Source organism: Alkaliphilus peptidifermentans DSM 18978 (assembly GCF_900101495.1).
Taxonomy (GTDB): Bacteria; Bacillota; Clostridia; order Peptostreptococcales; family Natronincolaceae; genus Alkaliphilus_C; species Alkaliphilus_C peptidifermentans.
Genome location: NZ_FMUS01000015.1, coordinates 92054 through 107325, shown reverse-complemented (window position 1 = coordinate 107325; position 15272 = coordinate 92054). Strand labels below are relative to the sequence as shown.

Genomic DNA, 15272 nt, shown 5'->3' with positions numbered 1-15272 from the left:
TTCATCTGATAAATTATATAAATGCTGCAAAAAAAGTAACTTGCACATTAATTCTGGTTCTTTAGCAGGTCGTCCAAATTCCTTGCAATAGCTATTCTCTAGTAATCCATTGATAAAGCTAAAATCTACTACTGAATCTATTCTTTTTAGTATATGATTTTCTGGTATTTTATTATATAATGATGAGTGAAAAGATATTTGCTTTGGCTTATGTCGAAGCATGAAAAAACCCCCATTTGGTTTTGTTTGGTCGTACTTACATTATACCATAAATGGGGTTTTTTTTGTCTAAAATCAAGTGTTTTCAATGATTTAAAAAATATTTTGCGCTTAATATACAAACATAGTGTAAGTTAAACTGGATGTTTGCAGGGGACTTTTTCACTGATCCCGGACGTTTTGTTTGCCATGTATTAGAGGTATTATAGTATAAAAAAGGTGACAAATATGAACAGAAGAGTAAGTGAAAGAAGCCAAACAGGGATCCGCTAATTATTATGTTGAGAAGAATAGATAGAATCAATATATTTGTGTGTGATTAAGAATCACTTAACAATTGCTGATACAGTTGTCTCTTTGTTTTTTAAAACGTTTATTTATAGGAATATACCCTATCAGGTAAATTAGGCAATATTGGTGGCAAACAAAACGTCCCCTTGGCCCTAATGTTTTGGTGTTGAGGAAGTGGTGCATGTACTTGAGCCCCTTCAGCTTTTGGATCAAAGGATTATAAGGTGGTATTACTACAAAATAACCATAGTGAGCCAAAAACAATTGACAAAAATTAATAAAGCGAATAAAATGAAATTGATTATCAATATCAAATACAATTATTGATGATGAAAATGCTTAAATCATAGATAGTTTACTTCAAATTAAATGTATATCATTTAATCCACGTAGTAAGTTACGCGAAAGATCCAATTGGATCTATAGAACATAAAAGAATGATTTCTTGATATTAATTTCTTATCATTTATCCAAATTAACATCAAGATAATTTCAGTTCATTTTATCTACAAAATTAATAAAATGATTAAAGTATGGGAGGTAAAGCATGATGACAGATTTTGCAATCTTAGTTAGTCAAAAATATTACGATGAACCTTATGTTGATGATATTGTCTTAAGAGATGAATTGATAGCATGCGGGCATACAGCGAAATTAGTAGCGTGGAATGATGAAAACATTGATTTTTCATTGTTTAAAATTGCTATTATAAGGTCTTGTTGGGATTATGATCAGAGGTTAACTGAATTTTTAAAACGCCTTTATGTAATTCAAAGTAAATGTTTGTTACTGAATCCATATGAAACGATAAAAGAAAATAGCAGCAAGCTTTATCTTAAGTATTTACAAGAAAAAGGGGCACCAATTGTTCCCACTATCTTTATACATTCGGAGTTGGATTTTCAAAAGCAAAAGATAGATTTTAATTCGGAGCAGATTATTGTTAAGCCTGTTATCAGTGCAAGTGGTAGAGATACTTATAGATATAATTCAAATGACACTAAAGGAATTGAGGAAACTGTAAAAAAGATTCTAAAAACTAAGACTGCAATGATACAACCTTATATAGAATCAATTGAAACAGTAGGTGAACGATCAACTGTTGTTATAGATGGTCAATCTGTCTTTACTATGAAAAAAAAACCAGCCAGAGGAAGCTATTTAGTTCATAAGCATTGGGGTGGTACCTACACGGAAACTATTCCTACAGAACAAGATTTACTATTTTTAAAGGAAACTATTAGCTTATTGGAAGAAGAGCCTCTATATGTACGTGTGGATTATGTGTACGGAAAGGATAAAAAACCTCTCTTACTTGAGTTAGAGCTTATTGAACCTAACCTTTATTTAGCTCAAAACACATTAGGGCTGAAAATATTAAGCGAAAAATTATGCTCTATTCTAAAGAACTGTTGAAAAACATCTAATAATTAAATATCAATAATGACTCTATTATTATGTGAGGGAATTGCTCTTAGTTAAACTTTCTGTAAATCTAGAATGAAGTTAAAACACCCATTCACTAGATAGCAACTAAATTTTGGTATTTTTTATAATATAGTGACCCCCTGTGAATTAAAAATTCCATATAAGGTGGACTTTAAGACTGTCTACTTTATAAGGTGAATTTTGTAATGAAGTGCACCCCAAATGTTAAAATAAAAACTAATATTTGGAGGTGTACTTTTTGTTATGGCTGAACTGTTTTGTGCAGAATGATTCATCTACAACATAGTATTATACAGATCAATTGCATAGGATAATCTGGTATTAAAATCCTCTATATAATCAAATAATGCTTCTTCATCTTCCCAAAAGCTTTCCACATTTAAAATTTCTATAAGCTTTGTAGCGTTATCATGCATATCTTTTACATGCCTCGTAAATATATAGATTCCAGCACTATCATCAATAAGATTTTCTTTTTTTCTTCTGCTTTCGTCTTTTGAATAATTAATGTAATCTTCGATATCCTCTGATAATAAATTATAATGCTCTTTAAAGAGATTATAGTCTATAGTGGATTCTTCGTAGTAAAGATCATACAGCATCTCTTGCATTTCTTGTGCCCTATATATAATCTTTAGGGCAGTATAGGTTATCATATAATCTTCTTCTTTTAATCTTTCTAAATCTTCCTGCTTGCTTTCTTCCACAATAATTCGTAGATCATAAAGAAAATCACTTGCTAATGGAAGGTATTCAATATATTTATGATAAAACTGTTTATGTAGTTCTTTTCCTTTTACAAAATCATCTTGTAAAAAAGCTTCATCTCTGTAGTAATTTTCTATCTCTTCTAAAATCAACATTAACTCTTTAAGTGGAGAATATAGGTTATCTACAGAGGTATCAATTGCACCATAAGAAGGCTTCTTTGTGGAAAAAACAAATGCTTTCTCAACAATATCTTTATGTACTTGCAAAATAGGATAGGTTGAAAAACTAAAAAATTTTTTTGGCATAATGATTTCTTCATCATCACCAAAGACATTACAGTAATTTATTATAGTTTTATCTAACCAATCTACCATATAGTTGTTTAATTCCACATAAGCATCATACTTTTCTACATCGTTTGCTGTCATAAGTTCATAAAAATCACATGCAATGAAAAAAAAGCACAATGTTACCAATAATATAATGATTAGAACTCTTTTTATCTCTTTTTTAAACATAATAATTTCCTCCATAACATACATAAATGTGGCATTAAAAAAAATAAACACTATAAAATCCTTAGAATTTTCTAGAGAAAAACTATTTTTAGTTTAATATATAAGTTTTACAAACTCAATGTTGCAAATGGAAAATAGTTCTATTTTACTACGGGCATCCTATCCTGTCGTTTTTTTATAATAATTCCTAAAGCACTAGAATCAAAGCCACACCCATCAAGTGACAAATCTTATCTTTAATAATATAATAGTAAAGGAGCTTTTGTTTGATTTATCATTAGCTCTATAATTATGATTTATGTTATAAGGAGTTTAAGTATGTAATTTGTAAATAGAATATATTTACAAGTATATGCAATAAAATATTTTTTCGGAGAGTGCGAAACTATGAATCTTGGACAAATTATTTTATTAGCAGTATCTTCAAATCTTGATGATTTGGGTGTAGGGTTTTCGTTAGGATTAAAAGAGCGAGTTTGTAATAGTTTTATCTCTGTGATTGCCCTGATATCCGCTATTACAATGCTGGTTGGCTTGCTAGTGGGACAGCAAGTATCTAGATTTTTAACACATAAAACAGCATCCTATATTAGCGCTTCAGTTTTTATATTATTAGGTGCTTGGTTTGTATTGCAGGGATTAAAATCACAAAGTAAAGAATATAATACTGAAGTAGCCATAAAAAAGAGCACTATGAAAAGTGCAATAATTTTAGGAATAGCTTTAGGAATCGATTCTATTACATTAGGAGTATCCGCAGGACTTGTTTATTACCCAATACTTATGACTACCTTGTTCGCAGGCATAACCAGCTTCCTGTTTATTTGGGCAGGTTCTAAATTTGGAAATAAAATATCCATAGGATTTATTAGAGAAAAAGCAGACTTTATTGCTGCAATATTATTATTCTTTCTTGGGATTTTTCAACTTTGGTAAGAAATCGATTATTAATTTATCGCCATTCTATCAAAATCCATGTGGTGACTGTAGATTTGTACTCTGTAATAAATATGTTAGTTTATTTCTTGTGTATTTTATCCTTCATTAGATGGAGCATTACAGATGATATTTTTAACTGCTATAAAATCTATATTAAAACCAACTAAGGCAGTCAAAAGATATAGTTAAGTATCCATGAAGTAGTTATAATGAGCATTTAGGAAGGAAAGGTATTTGCCATCCCCTAGACCATAAGTTTAGGGGATAATTTAATAGCTTTAACCTTGTAGAAAGTGATAAAATGTATAGTATAAATTTAATTAAAGTTAAAGATAAATCCATAAACCCATTATATAATAGCATTAGTATTTGGATAATGGAAGGTAGATTGGTGATATGCTTTTATTTATGTTTTATGATTATTTAACGAAAAGACAAAAGTAAAGGATTTGACATAGATAATGAAAAAACTAGTTATTGGAATATTAGCACATGTGGATGCGGGCAAGACAACATTGTCAGAGAGTATGCTCTATCTCAGCGGTAAAATTAGAAATTTGGGAAGGGTAGATAATAAGGATGCCTATTTAGATACCTATGAACTAGAAAAGGAACGGGGAATCACCATTTTCTCTAAGCAGGCGATATTTGAAATAGAGGAAAGGCAGATAACCTTAATAGATACCCCAGGACACGTTGATTTTTCAGCTGAAATGGAGAGAACACTTCAGGTTCTGGACTATGCCATTTTAGTTATAAGCGGTGCAGATGGGGTGCAGGGACATACCAAAACATTATGGCGGATGCTTGAACTATATCAAATACCTACCTTTTTATTCGTCAACAAGATGGATCAGAATGGGACAGATAAAGATAAGCTAATGAAAGAACTGAGAAAGCAACTGGATGATAGATGCATTGAGTTTGGACAAGGTGAGACAGCAGATTTTTACGATCAGTTAGCAATGTGTGATGAAATAATGATGGAAGCCTATCTAGAAGTAGAACATATAGAGATCGTACAGATTAAAAGAGCTATCAAGGAGCGTAAAGTATTTCCATCCTTTTTTGGATCTGCTTTAAAATTGGAAGGCATTGAGGAATTTATGAAAGGTATTGTGAAGTATGCCAGTGTACCTTACTACCCAAATGAATTCGGAGCAAAAATATTCAAAATAGCAAGAGATCAGCAGGGCACCCGCCTTACCTTTATGAAGCTTACTGGTGGAAGCCTAAAGGTGAAGGATGTTTTAACCAATGGTGTATGGCAAGAGAAAATCAATCAGATCCGTATCTATTCCGGACAGAAATTTGAGGCAGTGAATGAGATAGAGGCAGGTTCTGTATTTGCAGTAATAGGACTCAGTAAAACTAAACCGGGAGAAGGGTTAGGTATAGAGGAAGCCTCAGAAGAAGCTATACTGGAACCCGTCCTGTCCTACCAAATTATTCTTCCCCCCGACTGTACTCCAAGAATGATGCTTCCCAAATTACATGAGATTGAAGAGGAGGTGCCAGAACTTCGTATTGTCTGGGATGAAGAGCTTCAGGAAATTCAGGCCCAGTTCATGGGAGAGGTGCAGATTGAGATTCTACAGAGTCTAATAGATAGCCGTTATGGTGTCCAGGTGACATTAGATGCTGGAAGAATTTTATATAAAGAGACAATTGGAAATATAGTAGAAGGAGTAGGACATTTTGAGCCGTTGCGCCATTATGCAGAGGTCCACCTATTATTAGAGCCTGGTGAGGGTGGAAGTGGTCTGGTGTTTGGGGTAGAATGCAGTGAGGATATACTGACAAAAAACTGGCAGAGACTTATTTTATCCCATCTAAAAGAAAAGACCCATAAAGGAGTTTTAACAGGGTCTCCAATTACAGATATGAAGATAACCTTAGTCTCAGGTCGTGCCCACAATGAGCATACAGAAGGTGGAGATTTCAGAGAGGCCACATACCGAGCAGTACGTCAGGGATTAAAGGAAGCAGAATCCATATTATTAGAGCCTTATTATACCTTTCAGTTGGAGCTGCCTGAGAAAATGGTAGGAAGAGCAATGACTGATATTGAGAAAATGCATGGAACATATGAAATTTCCAAGAGATATGGAGAAATAGTAATTCTTGTGGGGAGTGCCCCAGTTGTTACAATGAGGAATTATCAGAAGGAGGTTGCTGCCTATAGCAAGGGTCAAGGAAGGCTATTCTGCAGTTTAAAAGGGTATGAGGCATGTCATAATGCAGAAGAAGTTATAGAGAGAATCGCATACGACTCTGAGAGAGATATAGAAAACCCGACAGCTTCTGTATTTTGCGGAAATGGTACAGGATTTTTGGTGAATTGGGATAAAGTGAAAGACTATATGCATGTTGAAAGCTACCTTCAAGAGATAGATGATTCATTGGGAGAAGTAACTCAAAATCAAAATCAGGTACCATCTACAGAGGAGAAGTGGATTGATTTAGAAGAGATAGATGAAATTTTCAACAAAACCTTCTATGCAAATAAAGGAAAGAAGTCATCTTGGAAAAAATACAAAACAGCCCATGAAACATATTACAAATCTGATGTTTATGTACCCACACATCAAGAAACCAAAGAAAAATATCTCCTTGTGGATGGTTATAATATAATCTTTGCATGGCCTGAGTTGAAAGAGCTTACAGATGAAAATATGGAAAGCGCTAGAATGAAGTTGCTGGATTACCTTAGTAATTATCAGGGGATTCAAAAATGCCAGATTATCGTTGTTTTTGATGCCTATCGCCTACAGGGGCATCTTCAGGAAGAAATCAAATATCGTAATATCCATGTAGTTTATACTAAGGAAGCACAGACTGCAGACCAGTATATTGAAAGATTTGCCCATGAAAAACAGAAAAAATATAGTATAATAGTTGCAACATCAGATGCCTTACAGCAGATCATTATTAGAGGGGCAGGGTGTAGATTATTATCTGCCAGAGAACTGATTGAAGATATAAAAAGGGTTAATGAAGTAATAAAGCAATCTTTTGAGGAAATGAAAGGAAGAGGACGTAATTATCTAGTAGATACATTGTCGTTTGAAACTAAACAGCAGATGGAAGAACTGGTTAACAAAGAAGATGATGAGTAAAGAAATTATAGTATTGACTAAATATAAAAAATGGTTTAATTTTAAGACAGCTGGATTAAAATTAAACCATTTTCTATATGTTCAAACTAGACGTGCCCTTAGAAGTGGAATGAAAATGTTCCGTTTCTAAGATGTGGAATTTTATATAGGTAGGACTCATCTAGCTTTTTGCCAGTATTGTAAGTGGCATAATAATTGCAATAAAAAATCATAAGAGGGTGAAAATATGGAGACAAAGAAAATCAAACTCACATCTGTAGAGGATAAACCCCATCTCACCTACAAGGCTTTATCAGTACTATACAAATATGGAGTAGGGTTAATATGGATGGAGGTTTATGCGTATGTAGCGTATATCAAGCTGATGCCTGTGGAAGAGCCTATTTGGGAGCTTATTAAAAAAGAATTTGAAAACCTTAGTGAATGGGAGAGTATCGAAGAAATAGACCTGTTTCCTTTTGAGGAAAAGGATACCCAGATGAAAAATGTTTTAGATCTCATACCCCATGGAGTCACTCTTGTAAACAAGAATGGTGATATAAAATACATTAATAACTATGCTGCAGAAAATATTTTTCGCTGTAAGGGCAAAGATATTACTGGAGTTAATATTAGAAAATATATAGATTATGATAGGTTTATCTCTTCTTTATCAAATGTGAAAGGCATAAAAAGCAACGTAACAGAAAGGATTGAGATAGGAAATCAACTATATCAAGTAAATCTACAGCTCATTAAGAATGAAGCAGAGGTTTCAACGGGACACTTAATATCACTATATGATATAGATAAATCAAGTGTATTCAGTCGCTATGATAACCCAATTACTTTTGATGATATTATAGGCGAAAGTAATATAATGATTACTGTAATAAGCGAAGGGAAGCAATACTCAAAATCCCATTCACCGGTGCTTATTACTGGAGAAAGTGGTACTGGGAAAGAGCTATTTGCAAGGGCTATTCATAATAACAGTAACAGAAGAAATAAACCCTTTATTGCAATTAATTGTGCAGCCATTCCAGATCAATTATTAGAAAGCGAGTTATTTGGCTATGAGCCTGGAACCTTTACAGGAGGAACTAAGGAAGGTAAAGCAGGAATCTTTGAAGTGGCCAGCAGTGGAACGGTTTTCCTTGATGAAATAGGAGAGATGGCACCGCATATACAAGCAAAGCTGTTAAGGGTATTGCAGGAAAGAAAGGTCAGAAGAGTAGGGGGTCATAAAGAGATTTCCATTGATGCCAGGTTAATATCAGCTACCAATCAAAATTTAGATCAAATGGTAAGAAATAAAGAGTTTAGGCTTGATTTATTATTTAGAATCAATATATTCAATATCAATATTCCACCTCTTAGGGAGAGGAAAGAGGAAATCCCAATATTGTTTGAGTATTTTTCTAAGATACATTCTGAAAGATATAACAAAACCATCACTGGCATTGAACCAGAAGCTATGCGGAAGCTAATCAACTATAATTGGCCAGGTAATGTAAGGGAATTTCAAAATGTGCTGGAAAGGGCAGCTGCCTTATCTACTACAAAAACTATTCAAGCTAAGGATATCATCCTCAATTATAATTTAACAACAGAAGACATATCAGTAGATAATTCACTAAAGGATAGCTTAGAAACCCTAGAAAAGAAAATGATTATTGATAGCTTGAAATCGACAAAAAGTATAAGAGAAGCAGCGAGAAGTCTTAAGGTTACCCATACGTTATTCATAAATAGAATGAAGAAGTATGGCTTATGTAAGGAAAATCTTAAAGATTAATAAAATATTAACTCAATGGGAGGCTATAAGATGAATAAAGAAAATTTAAACAAAATGGGTTTTTCAACAAGAGCGGTACATGCTGGGTATCAAAAAAATGAGTTTGGAGCATTGGCAACACCAATCTATCAAACCTCTACATTTATATTTGATTCGGCAGAGCAGGGAGGAAGAAGATTTGCCTTAGAGGAAGAGGGCTATATCTATTCTAGATTAGGAAACCCAACCAATACCCAGGTTGAAGAAAAGCTTGCCAACTTGGAAAATGGTGAAGCAGCTGTATCAATGGCATCGGGAATTGGAGCAATCACCTCTGTTTTATGGACTGCAGTTAAGGCGGGAGACCACATTGTAGCAGCTAAAACACTATATGGGTGTACCTTTGCATATTTAAGCCATGGATTAACAAGGTTTGGCGTAGATGTTACATTTGTAGATACAACAGATCCAGAAAATGTTAGAAGGGCTATGAAAGATAACACCAAGGTTGTATATCTTGAGAGTCCTGCAAATCCTAACATGGTAATGACAGATATAGAGGCGGTTTCAAAAATTGCCCATGAAGTAGAAGGGTGTATCGTTGTAGTAGATAATACCTATTGTACTCCATACCTGCAAAGACCCCTTGACATGGGTGCAGATGTGGTGATTCACTCTGCTACCAAATATTTAAACGGACACGGAGATGTAATTGCTGGGTTTGCTGTAGGAAAGCAGGAGTTTATTAATCAGGTAAGGTTGGTAGGTATAAAGGATATGACAGGTGCATCTCTTAGTCCTTTTGATGCATTCTTAATTAACCGAGGAATGAAGACACTAGACCTTAGAATGGAGAGACATTGCTCTAGTGCTCAAATAGTTGCTGAGTTCTTAGAGTCCCATCCTGCTGTAGAAAGCATCGCCTATCCAGGATTAAAGAGCTTCCCTCAATATGAATTGGCTAAGAAAATGATGAAGTTGCCCGGGGCTATGATCGCCTTTGAGGTGAAGGGAGGTTTAGAAGCTGGTAAAAAACTGATGAATACAGTGGAACTGTGTACATTAGCAGTTAGCCTAGGAGACACTGAAACCTTAATTCAACATCCTGCTTCTATGACCCATTCACCCTATACACCAGAAGAGAGGGCAGTATGTGATATATCGGAAGGATTGGTTAGAATATCTGTTGGTCTGGAGAACCCAGAAGATATCATAGCGGATTTAAAAATGGCCTTGGATCAGTTATAGAATAAACACAAGTAAATTTAATCAGTTTAAAGACCTAGATGCTAATATCTAGGTTTTCTTTTAGACTTTTTGCATGAATATAACCCAAACCATGGGGATGTTTTGCTTGTATATTTATGTTCCTTTTGTTAGAATCCTGTTAGAGCTCTTTGTTATAATAAAAAATATGTACATACTTGGAATCGGGGTTTGCTTAAACTCTGGATAACAACCTCGACTAAAGGCTGAATTAAAGCCAAGCACACATAAGTCGAAATTAAAACGAAGGTGGAATAAAAATGAAATCAATGAGATTAAAGGTAGGAGTAATTATCTTAAGGATATTGATCATTGCGCTAATAGTAATAGTCATACCGGGTTATCATGGGTTAAAGGTCCATGCGGAGCAGGATGAGGCGACAGGGCTTATATATACAGTGACTGATGATAAGGTGACCATAACAGGTTTTGTGACCCCAGATGGCTTTGATGGGATTCTGGACATACCCGCTGCCATTGACGGTAAAAGTGTGGTCAGTATAGGGCAGGGGGCGTTCCGCGAGTGTAGCCTATTGGTGCATGTAACAATCCCGGACAGCGTTACAACTATAGGCAAAGAAGCCTTTGAAAAATGTGAAAATTTAATTAGCATCACAATCCCAGACAGTGTCACAAGTATCGGGGAATATGCATTTTTTAGGTGCAGTGCTCTACAAAGCATCACAATCCCCGATAATGTCACAAGTATCGGCCAGGGGGCTTTTTCATTCTGTGTGGCACTCAAGAATGCAACACTGCCGACAGATCTTGTCAGTATAGAGAATCAATTATTCTATAACTGCATTAAGTTGCAGAGTATCACAATCCCGGACAAAGTCGAAAGTATAGGTGTTCAGGCATTTGCCTCTTGTAGTGCATTGGAGAATGTAACCATAGGTGCCAGTGTTAAAAGCATTGATAAACGTGCTTTTTCGAGTTGCACATCTATGAAGAGTGTCATTATACCGGATAGTTGTGAAATTATAGGTAATGGAGCGTTTGCTAACTGTACAAGTCTAGAAAGCGTCATAATAGGCAATGGTGTTAAAACCATTGGTGAAGATGGTTTTTCAAACTGTTCAGTTTTAGAAAGCATTATAATACCAGATAGTGTAACAAGTATAGAAAGCAGTGCTTTTTCGTACTGTCATAAATTAAAAAGCATCACAATAGGTAAAGCAGTCGAAAGTATAGGTGCATTTACATTTTCTATTTGTAGTGCTTTAGAAAGTATAACAATACCACATAGTGTTACAAGCATAGGTGCATATGCTTTTTCAAATTGTAGCGCTTTACAAAGGATAATCATACCAGACAGTGTCACTAATATGGGGAACGATGTATTTTGGGCATCCCCTGAAATATCAATATATTGCTATCAAGATTCATATGCTTACAACTATGCTAATGCAAATAACATTGCTTTTAATATTTTGCCCAATGCCACTATTATCCCTGACATTGCAATCTTTGATAAAAACCCTTCAAGGCAGACCGATATCAGTACCGAAATCATATGTAAAAATCCGGCTGCTCTGTTAAGTGATATCAAAGTCTCCGATACATCCATTGGAACAGGACATTACAGCATAAAGGGGAACATACTGACAATCAAAAAAGAGTATCTTGCAGCAAAAGATTTGGGAGATCTTGAATTGACTCTGGAGTTTGACACTGGGGATGAAGCAGTTCTGACCATTAGCATAATTGAGACTATACCTATCTCGTGGCCTTCAGGCAGTACTATGACAGCTAGTGGCACTACAAGCACAAGAACCATGCTAAGCTGGACACAAGCCCAAGATGATTTAGGCGTAGCAGGCTATAGGATATACATGGATGGGACGATACGAACTAATGTAGAAGGAACCGTCTTAAGTAGCGAAATCACCGGACTTGAGCCCTCCACAACCTATAGCTTCCGGATACAGGCCGGGGATGGAGATGGTAATTGGACCACCGATGGACCTGAGGTAACCGTGACAACCCTAGCTTCAGAAAGCCCCGACAATGGTGGTGGACCAATTACAGATGAAGAAAAGGTAGCGGTAGATAAATCAGTTTTAAGCATAGGCTTTGCAGTGGGAGACAGTGCAAACTCGGTAACAGAAGATATAAGTCTCACAAGGATAGGAGCTGGGTATGGCTCAGACATCAGCTGGACATCAAATAATGAAAACATAATCAAGATTAGTACAGGTGGAGATATTGGATTAGTAACACGACCAACATCTGGAAGTGGAGATGCACACGTAACAGTAACAGCTGCAGTTTATAATAATGGAGCAAATGGTACAAGGGATTTCAATCTTATAGTATTACAGCTTCAGCCGCCAGCATCCCAAAAAGTAACCATAAGTATAACAAAAACAGATGTAACCACCGGAGGAAATAACGGAAGCATAACCATAACTGCATATGGTGGAAGCGGCACATATGAGTATAGTAATGATAATGGATCAACATGGCAAGATTCAAATATATTTAGGGGTTTAACTGCAGGAACATATAGAGTAAAAGCAAGAGACAGCATAGACCCAGGCAATATATCAGAAGTAAGTACCGTAACCATAACAAGTTCAGGTGGTTCCAGTGATGGAGACTCAGGAGGAGGCAGCTCAGGGGGAGGTGCTTCAGGAGGAAGTAGTATTCCAAATTTAAAGATTACAGATAAAACACCTGAAAAATCTAATATAGGTGAATCATATTCCTTTAGGATAACCGTCACAGGAGGAAGTGGAGGTTATAGCTTTGAAGTCACCAGTGGTACACTACCAGAAGGATTAACCCTTTCAAAGGATGGAGTAATTAGCGGAATACCAACAAAAGCAGGAACATACCAATACACCATTACAGTAACAGATAAAAATGGTAGAGTTTCAAAGGAAAGCTTCACACAAATAATTGAAGAGAAGACAGAAGCTATACAACAGGCAGAACCAACAGAAGAACCAAAAAAAGAACAAGAAACAATTACACCTAAAGTGCACATTCTCCTAACAATAGGAGAAAGCCAAATAAAAATAGATGATGAAGCCTATTTGCTGGATGCAATACCTTTTATTGATGGAGCCTCCAACAGGACACTGGTACCCATCAGATTCATCAGCGAAGCCTTAGGAGCAGAGGTAATCTGGCTACCAGAAACAAGGCAGGTTTTAATCAAGGATGGAGAAAAAGAAATCCTTCTGACTATTGGCTCAAAGGAAGTACTGGTAAATGGAGAAGCCATCATAATTGATTGCGAAGCAGCTATCTTGCCTCCAGGACGCACCTATGCACCCCTACGGTTTATTTGTGAAGCCTTAGGAGCTACGGTGGAGTATGATCCAGAGACTAGAGAGATTAGTATAATTAAATAAACATTCAATCTATAATACCTCAGAATTACTTCTGAGGTATTTATTGTGGTGTGCCCAGCATGGACACACTCTTAAGGAAGCCAAGAAGCCAAGGGGACGTTTTGTTTGCCACCACCTGTGGCATAATAAAAAAATGGTAGATATTAAATATCTCAAGGTTTTATTAAGCTTTGAGATTTTTTAAAAATTTATTGTAAGATTATCAAGTCCCGTGCGTCTTATAGATAGGAGGTGAAAAAGTGGCAGAGCTCGAGGAGATTTATAATAGTTATTTTAAGGATGTTTACTTATTTTTGTATAGTCTATCTAAAGACAAACATATAGCTGAGGATTTAACATCTGAAACGTTTTTGAAGGCAATAAAATCCATCGATAGCTTTAAAGGAAACTGTGATATCAAGGTGTGGATATTTCAAATAGCAAAAAACACATATTATTCATATGTTAGAAAAAATAAGGATTTGGTAGGTTTAGACTCAGTACCTGAATCAAAAGATGATATTGATGTAGAGAAATTAGTGTATTCATATGAAGAATCAATTAAAATTCATGAAGTAATCCACAATTTATCTGAAACATACAAGGAAGTTTTTACTCTGCGCGTTTTTGGAGAACTAAGTTTTAAACAAATCGGCAATTTGTTTGGAAAAACAGATAACTGGGCTTGTGTCACTTTTCACCGAGCAAAAAGTAAGATCAGAGAAGAAATGAGGGATAATTAATGAAAGTTAAATGTAATGTTATAAGAGATATTTTACCTTTATATTTAGAAAATATGATCAGTGATGACTCTTGTGCTATGATTGAAGAACATACTGAACAGTGTCAGGAATGCAAGATCTATCTTGATGAAATGAAGACTTTTAATAAAATCCCAGTAGATACTAATACTTCGCCTTTACTAAAGATAAAATCAAAATTACACAAGAAAAAAATTCAGACAGTAATATTCTCAATGATGCTTTCGGTTATGATCCTTGTTATAACAATTGCTTTTTTGACTGCTCCTGACTATATTCCATATAGTGAAGACAGTGTGACAATAAACGAAATCGGTAACGGGTCTGTAATCGCTATATTTGAGGATACAGTATCTGGATATGATATCAGTAGTTATAATGAAGATGACAACACCGGTTATGTCTATCACATAACAACATGGGATAGCATATGGAATAGATATATTAATAAATCTCGTGCTAATAATACTATCTTAAATCTAAATGATGAAAATGTTGCCGCTGTGTATTATTATCAAACAGATGGAAGCGAAGATATTTTGATTTATGGTAAAGATATTAATCCAAATGGAGGAATAGTTACATTACCAAGATTATTTTTAACATATTATGCACTTATTGCTTTGATTTTGGTTGCAATATGTGGATTTTTTATGGCTTTGTTCCGTCGTCATAAAAAAGCGGTTAATTTGACAATGAAAATATTGTTACTGCCAGTATCATACCTTTTAGGACTCTTGATGATTAAAGGATTTTCAACTTCATCATATACTGCGACACGGGATTTTTATGCAATATTGTTAGTTATGGTTCCCTTGTATATTGCTTCTATAACCGCTGTTAGAATAATTAAAGAAAATAAGTAGAGAAAGAGTACTGTTAGATTGACGACAAATAGTAC

10 protein-coding genes are annotated in these 15272 nt (G+C 35.0%); 8 read left to right on the top strand and 2 right to left on the bottom strand.

What is annotated here, in order from left to right; all coding sequences use genetic code 11:
• Positions 1-222 (bottom strand): transposase (locus BLP68_RS11925; RefSeq protein ID WP_143003094.1); only part of this gene is annotated, 222 nt, incomplete at its 3' end.
• A gap of 835 nt (positions 223-1057) precedes the next feature.
• Between BLP68_RS11925 and BLP68_RS11920 the strand changes: the two genes are divergently transcribed.
• The gene (locus BLP68_RS11920; protein WP_091543811.1) at positions 1058-1927 is read left to right on the top strand and encodes an ATP-grasp domain-containing protein; all 870 of its coding nucleotides are present in this window, start codon (positions 1058-1060) and stop codon (positions 1925-1927) included.
• Positions 1928-2235: 308 nt separating this feature from the next.
• On the opposite strand, the gene BLP68_RS11915 is transcribed toward BLP68_RS11920, so the two are convergent.
• Positions 2236-3189 carry a DUF3829 domain-containing protein gene (locus tag BLP68_RS11915; RefSeq protein WP_176758995.1) on the bottom strand — a complete coding sequence of 318 codons (954 nt, stop codon included), beginning with the start codon at positions 3187-3189 and terminating at the stop codon, positions 2236-2238.
• 387 nt (positions 3190-3576) lie between these two features.
• On the opposite strand from BLP68_RS11915, the gene BLP68_RS11910 reads away from it, so the two are divergent.
• The 7 genes from BLP68_RS11910 (at position 3577) to BLP68_RS11880 (ending at position 15237) form a co-directional block, all read left to right on the top strand.
• Positions 3577-4125, top strand: coding sequence for a manganese efflux pump MntP (locus BLP68_RS11910; RefSeq protein ID WP_091543806.1), 549 nt, complete (start codon positions 3577-3579; stop codon positions 4123-4125).
• A gap of 464 nt (positions 4126-4589) precedes the next feature.
• Positions 4590-7247 carry a translation factor GTPase family protein gene (locus BLP68_RS11905; RefSeq protein ID WP_091543805.1) on the top strand — a complete coding sequence of 886 codons (2658 nt, stop codon included), beginning with the start codon at positions 4590-4592 and terminating at the stop codon, positions 7245-7247.
• Positions 7248-7473: 226 nt separating this feature from the next.
• Positions 7474-9024: a sigma-54 interaction domain-containing protein gene (locus BLP68_RS11900; protein ID WP_091543802.1), complete on the top strand. Its 1551-nt coding sequence runs from the start codon at positions 7474-7476 to the stop codon at positions 9022-9024.
• Positions 9025-9054: 30 nt separating this feature from the next.
• Positions 9055-10251, top strand: a complete 1197-nt coding sequence (megL, locus tag BLP68_RS11895; RefSeq protein ID WP_091543799.1) for a methionine gamma-lyase — start codon at positions 9055-9057, stop codon at positions 10249-10251.
• A 278-nt stretch (positions 10252-10529) separates the two neighbouring features.
• Positions 10530-13631 carry a leucine-rich repeat protein gene (locus tag BLP68_RS11890; protein ID WP_091543797.1) on the top strand — a complete coding sequence of 1034 codons (3102 nt, stop codon included), beginning with the start codon at positions 10530-10532 and terminating at the stop codon, positions 13629-13631.
• 239 nt (positions 13632-13870) lie between these two features.
• The gene (locus tag BLP68_RS11885) at positions 13871-14353 is read left to right on the top strand and encodes an RNA polymerase sigma factor (RefSeq protein WP_091543794.1); all 483 of its coding nucleotides are present in this window, start codon (positions 13871-13873) and stop codon (positions 14351-14353) included.
• Positions 14353-15237: a zf-HC2 domain-containing protein gene (locus BLP68_RS11880; protein WP_091543791.1), complete on the top strand. Its 885-nt coding sequence runs from the start codon at positions 14353-14355 to the stop codon at positions 15235-15237. Before BLP68_RS11885 ends, BLP68_RS11880 begins: the two co-directional genes overlap by 1 nt.
• Positions 15238-15272 lie beyond the last annotated feature (35 nt).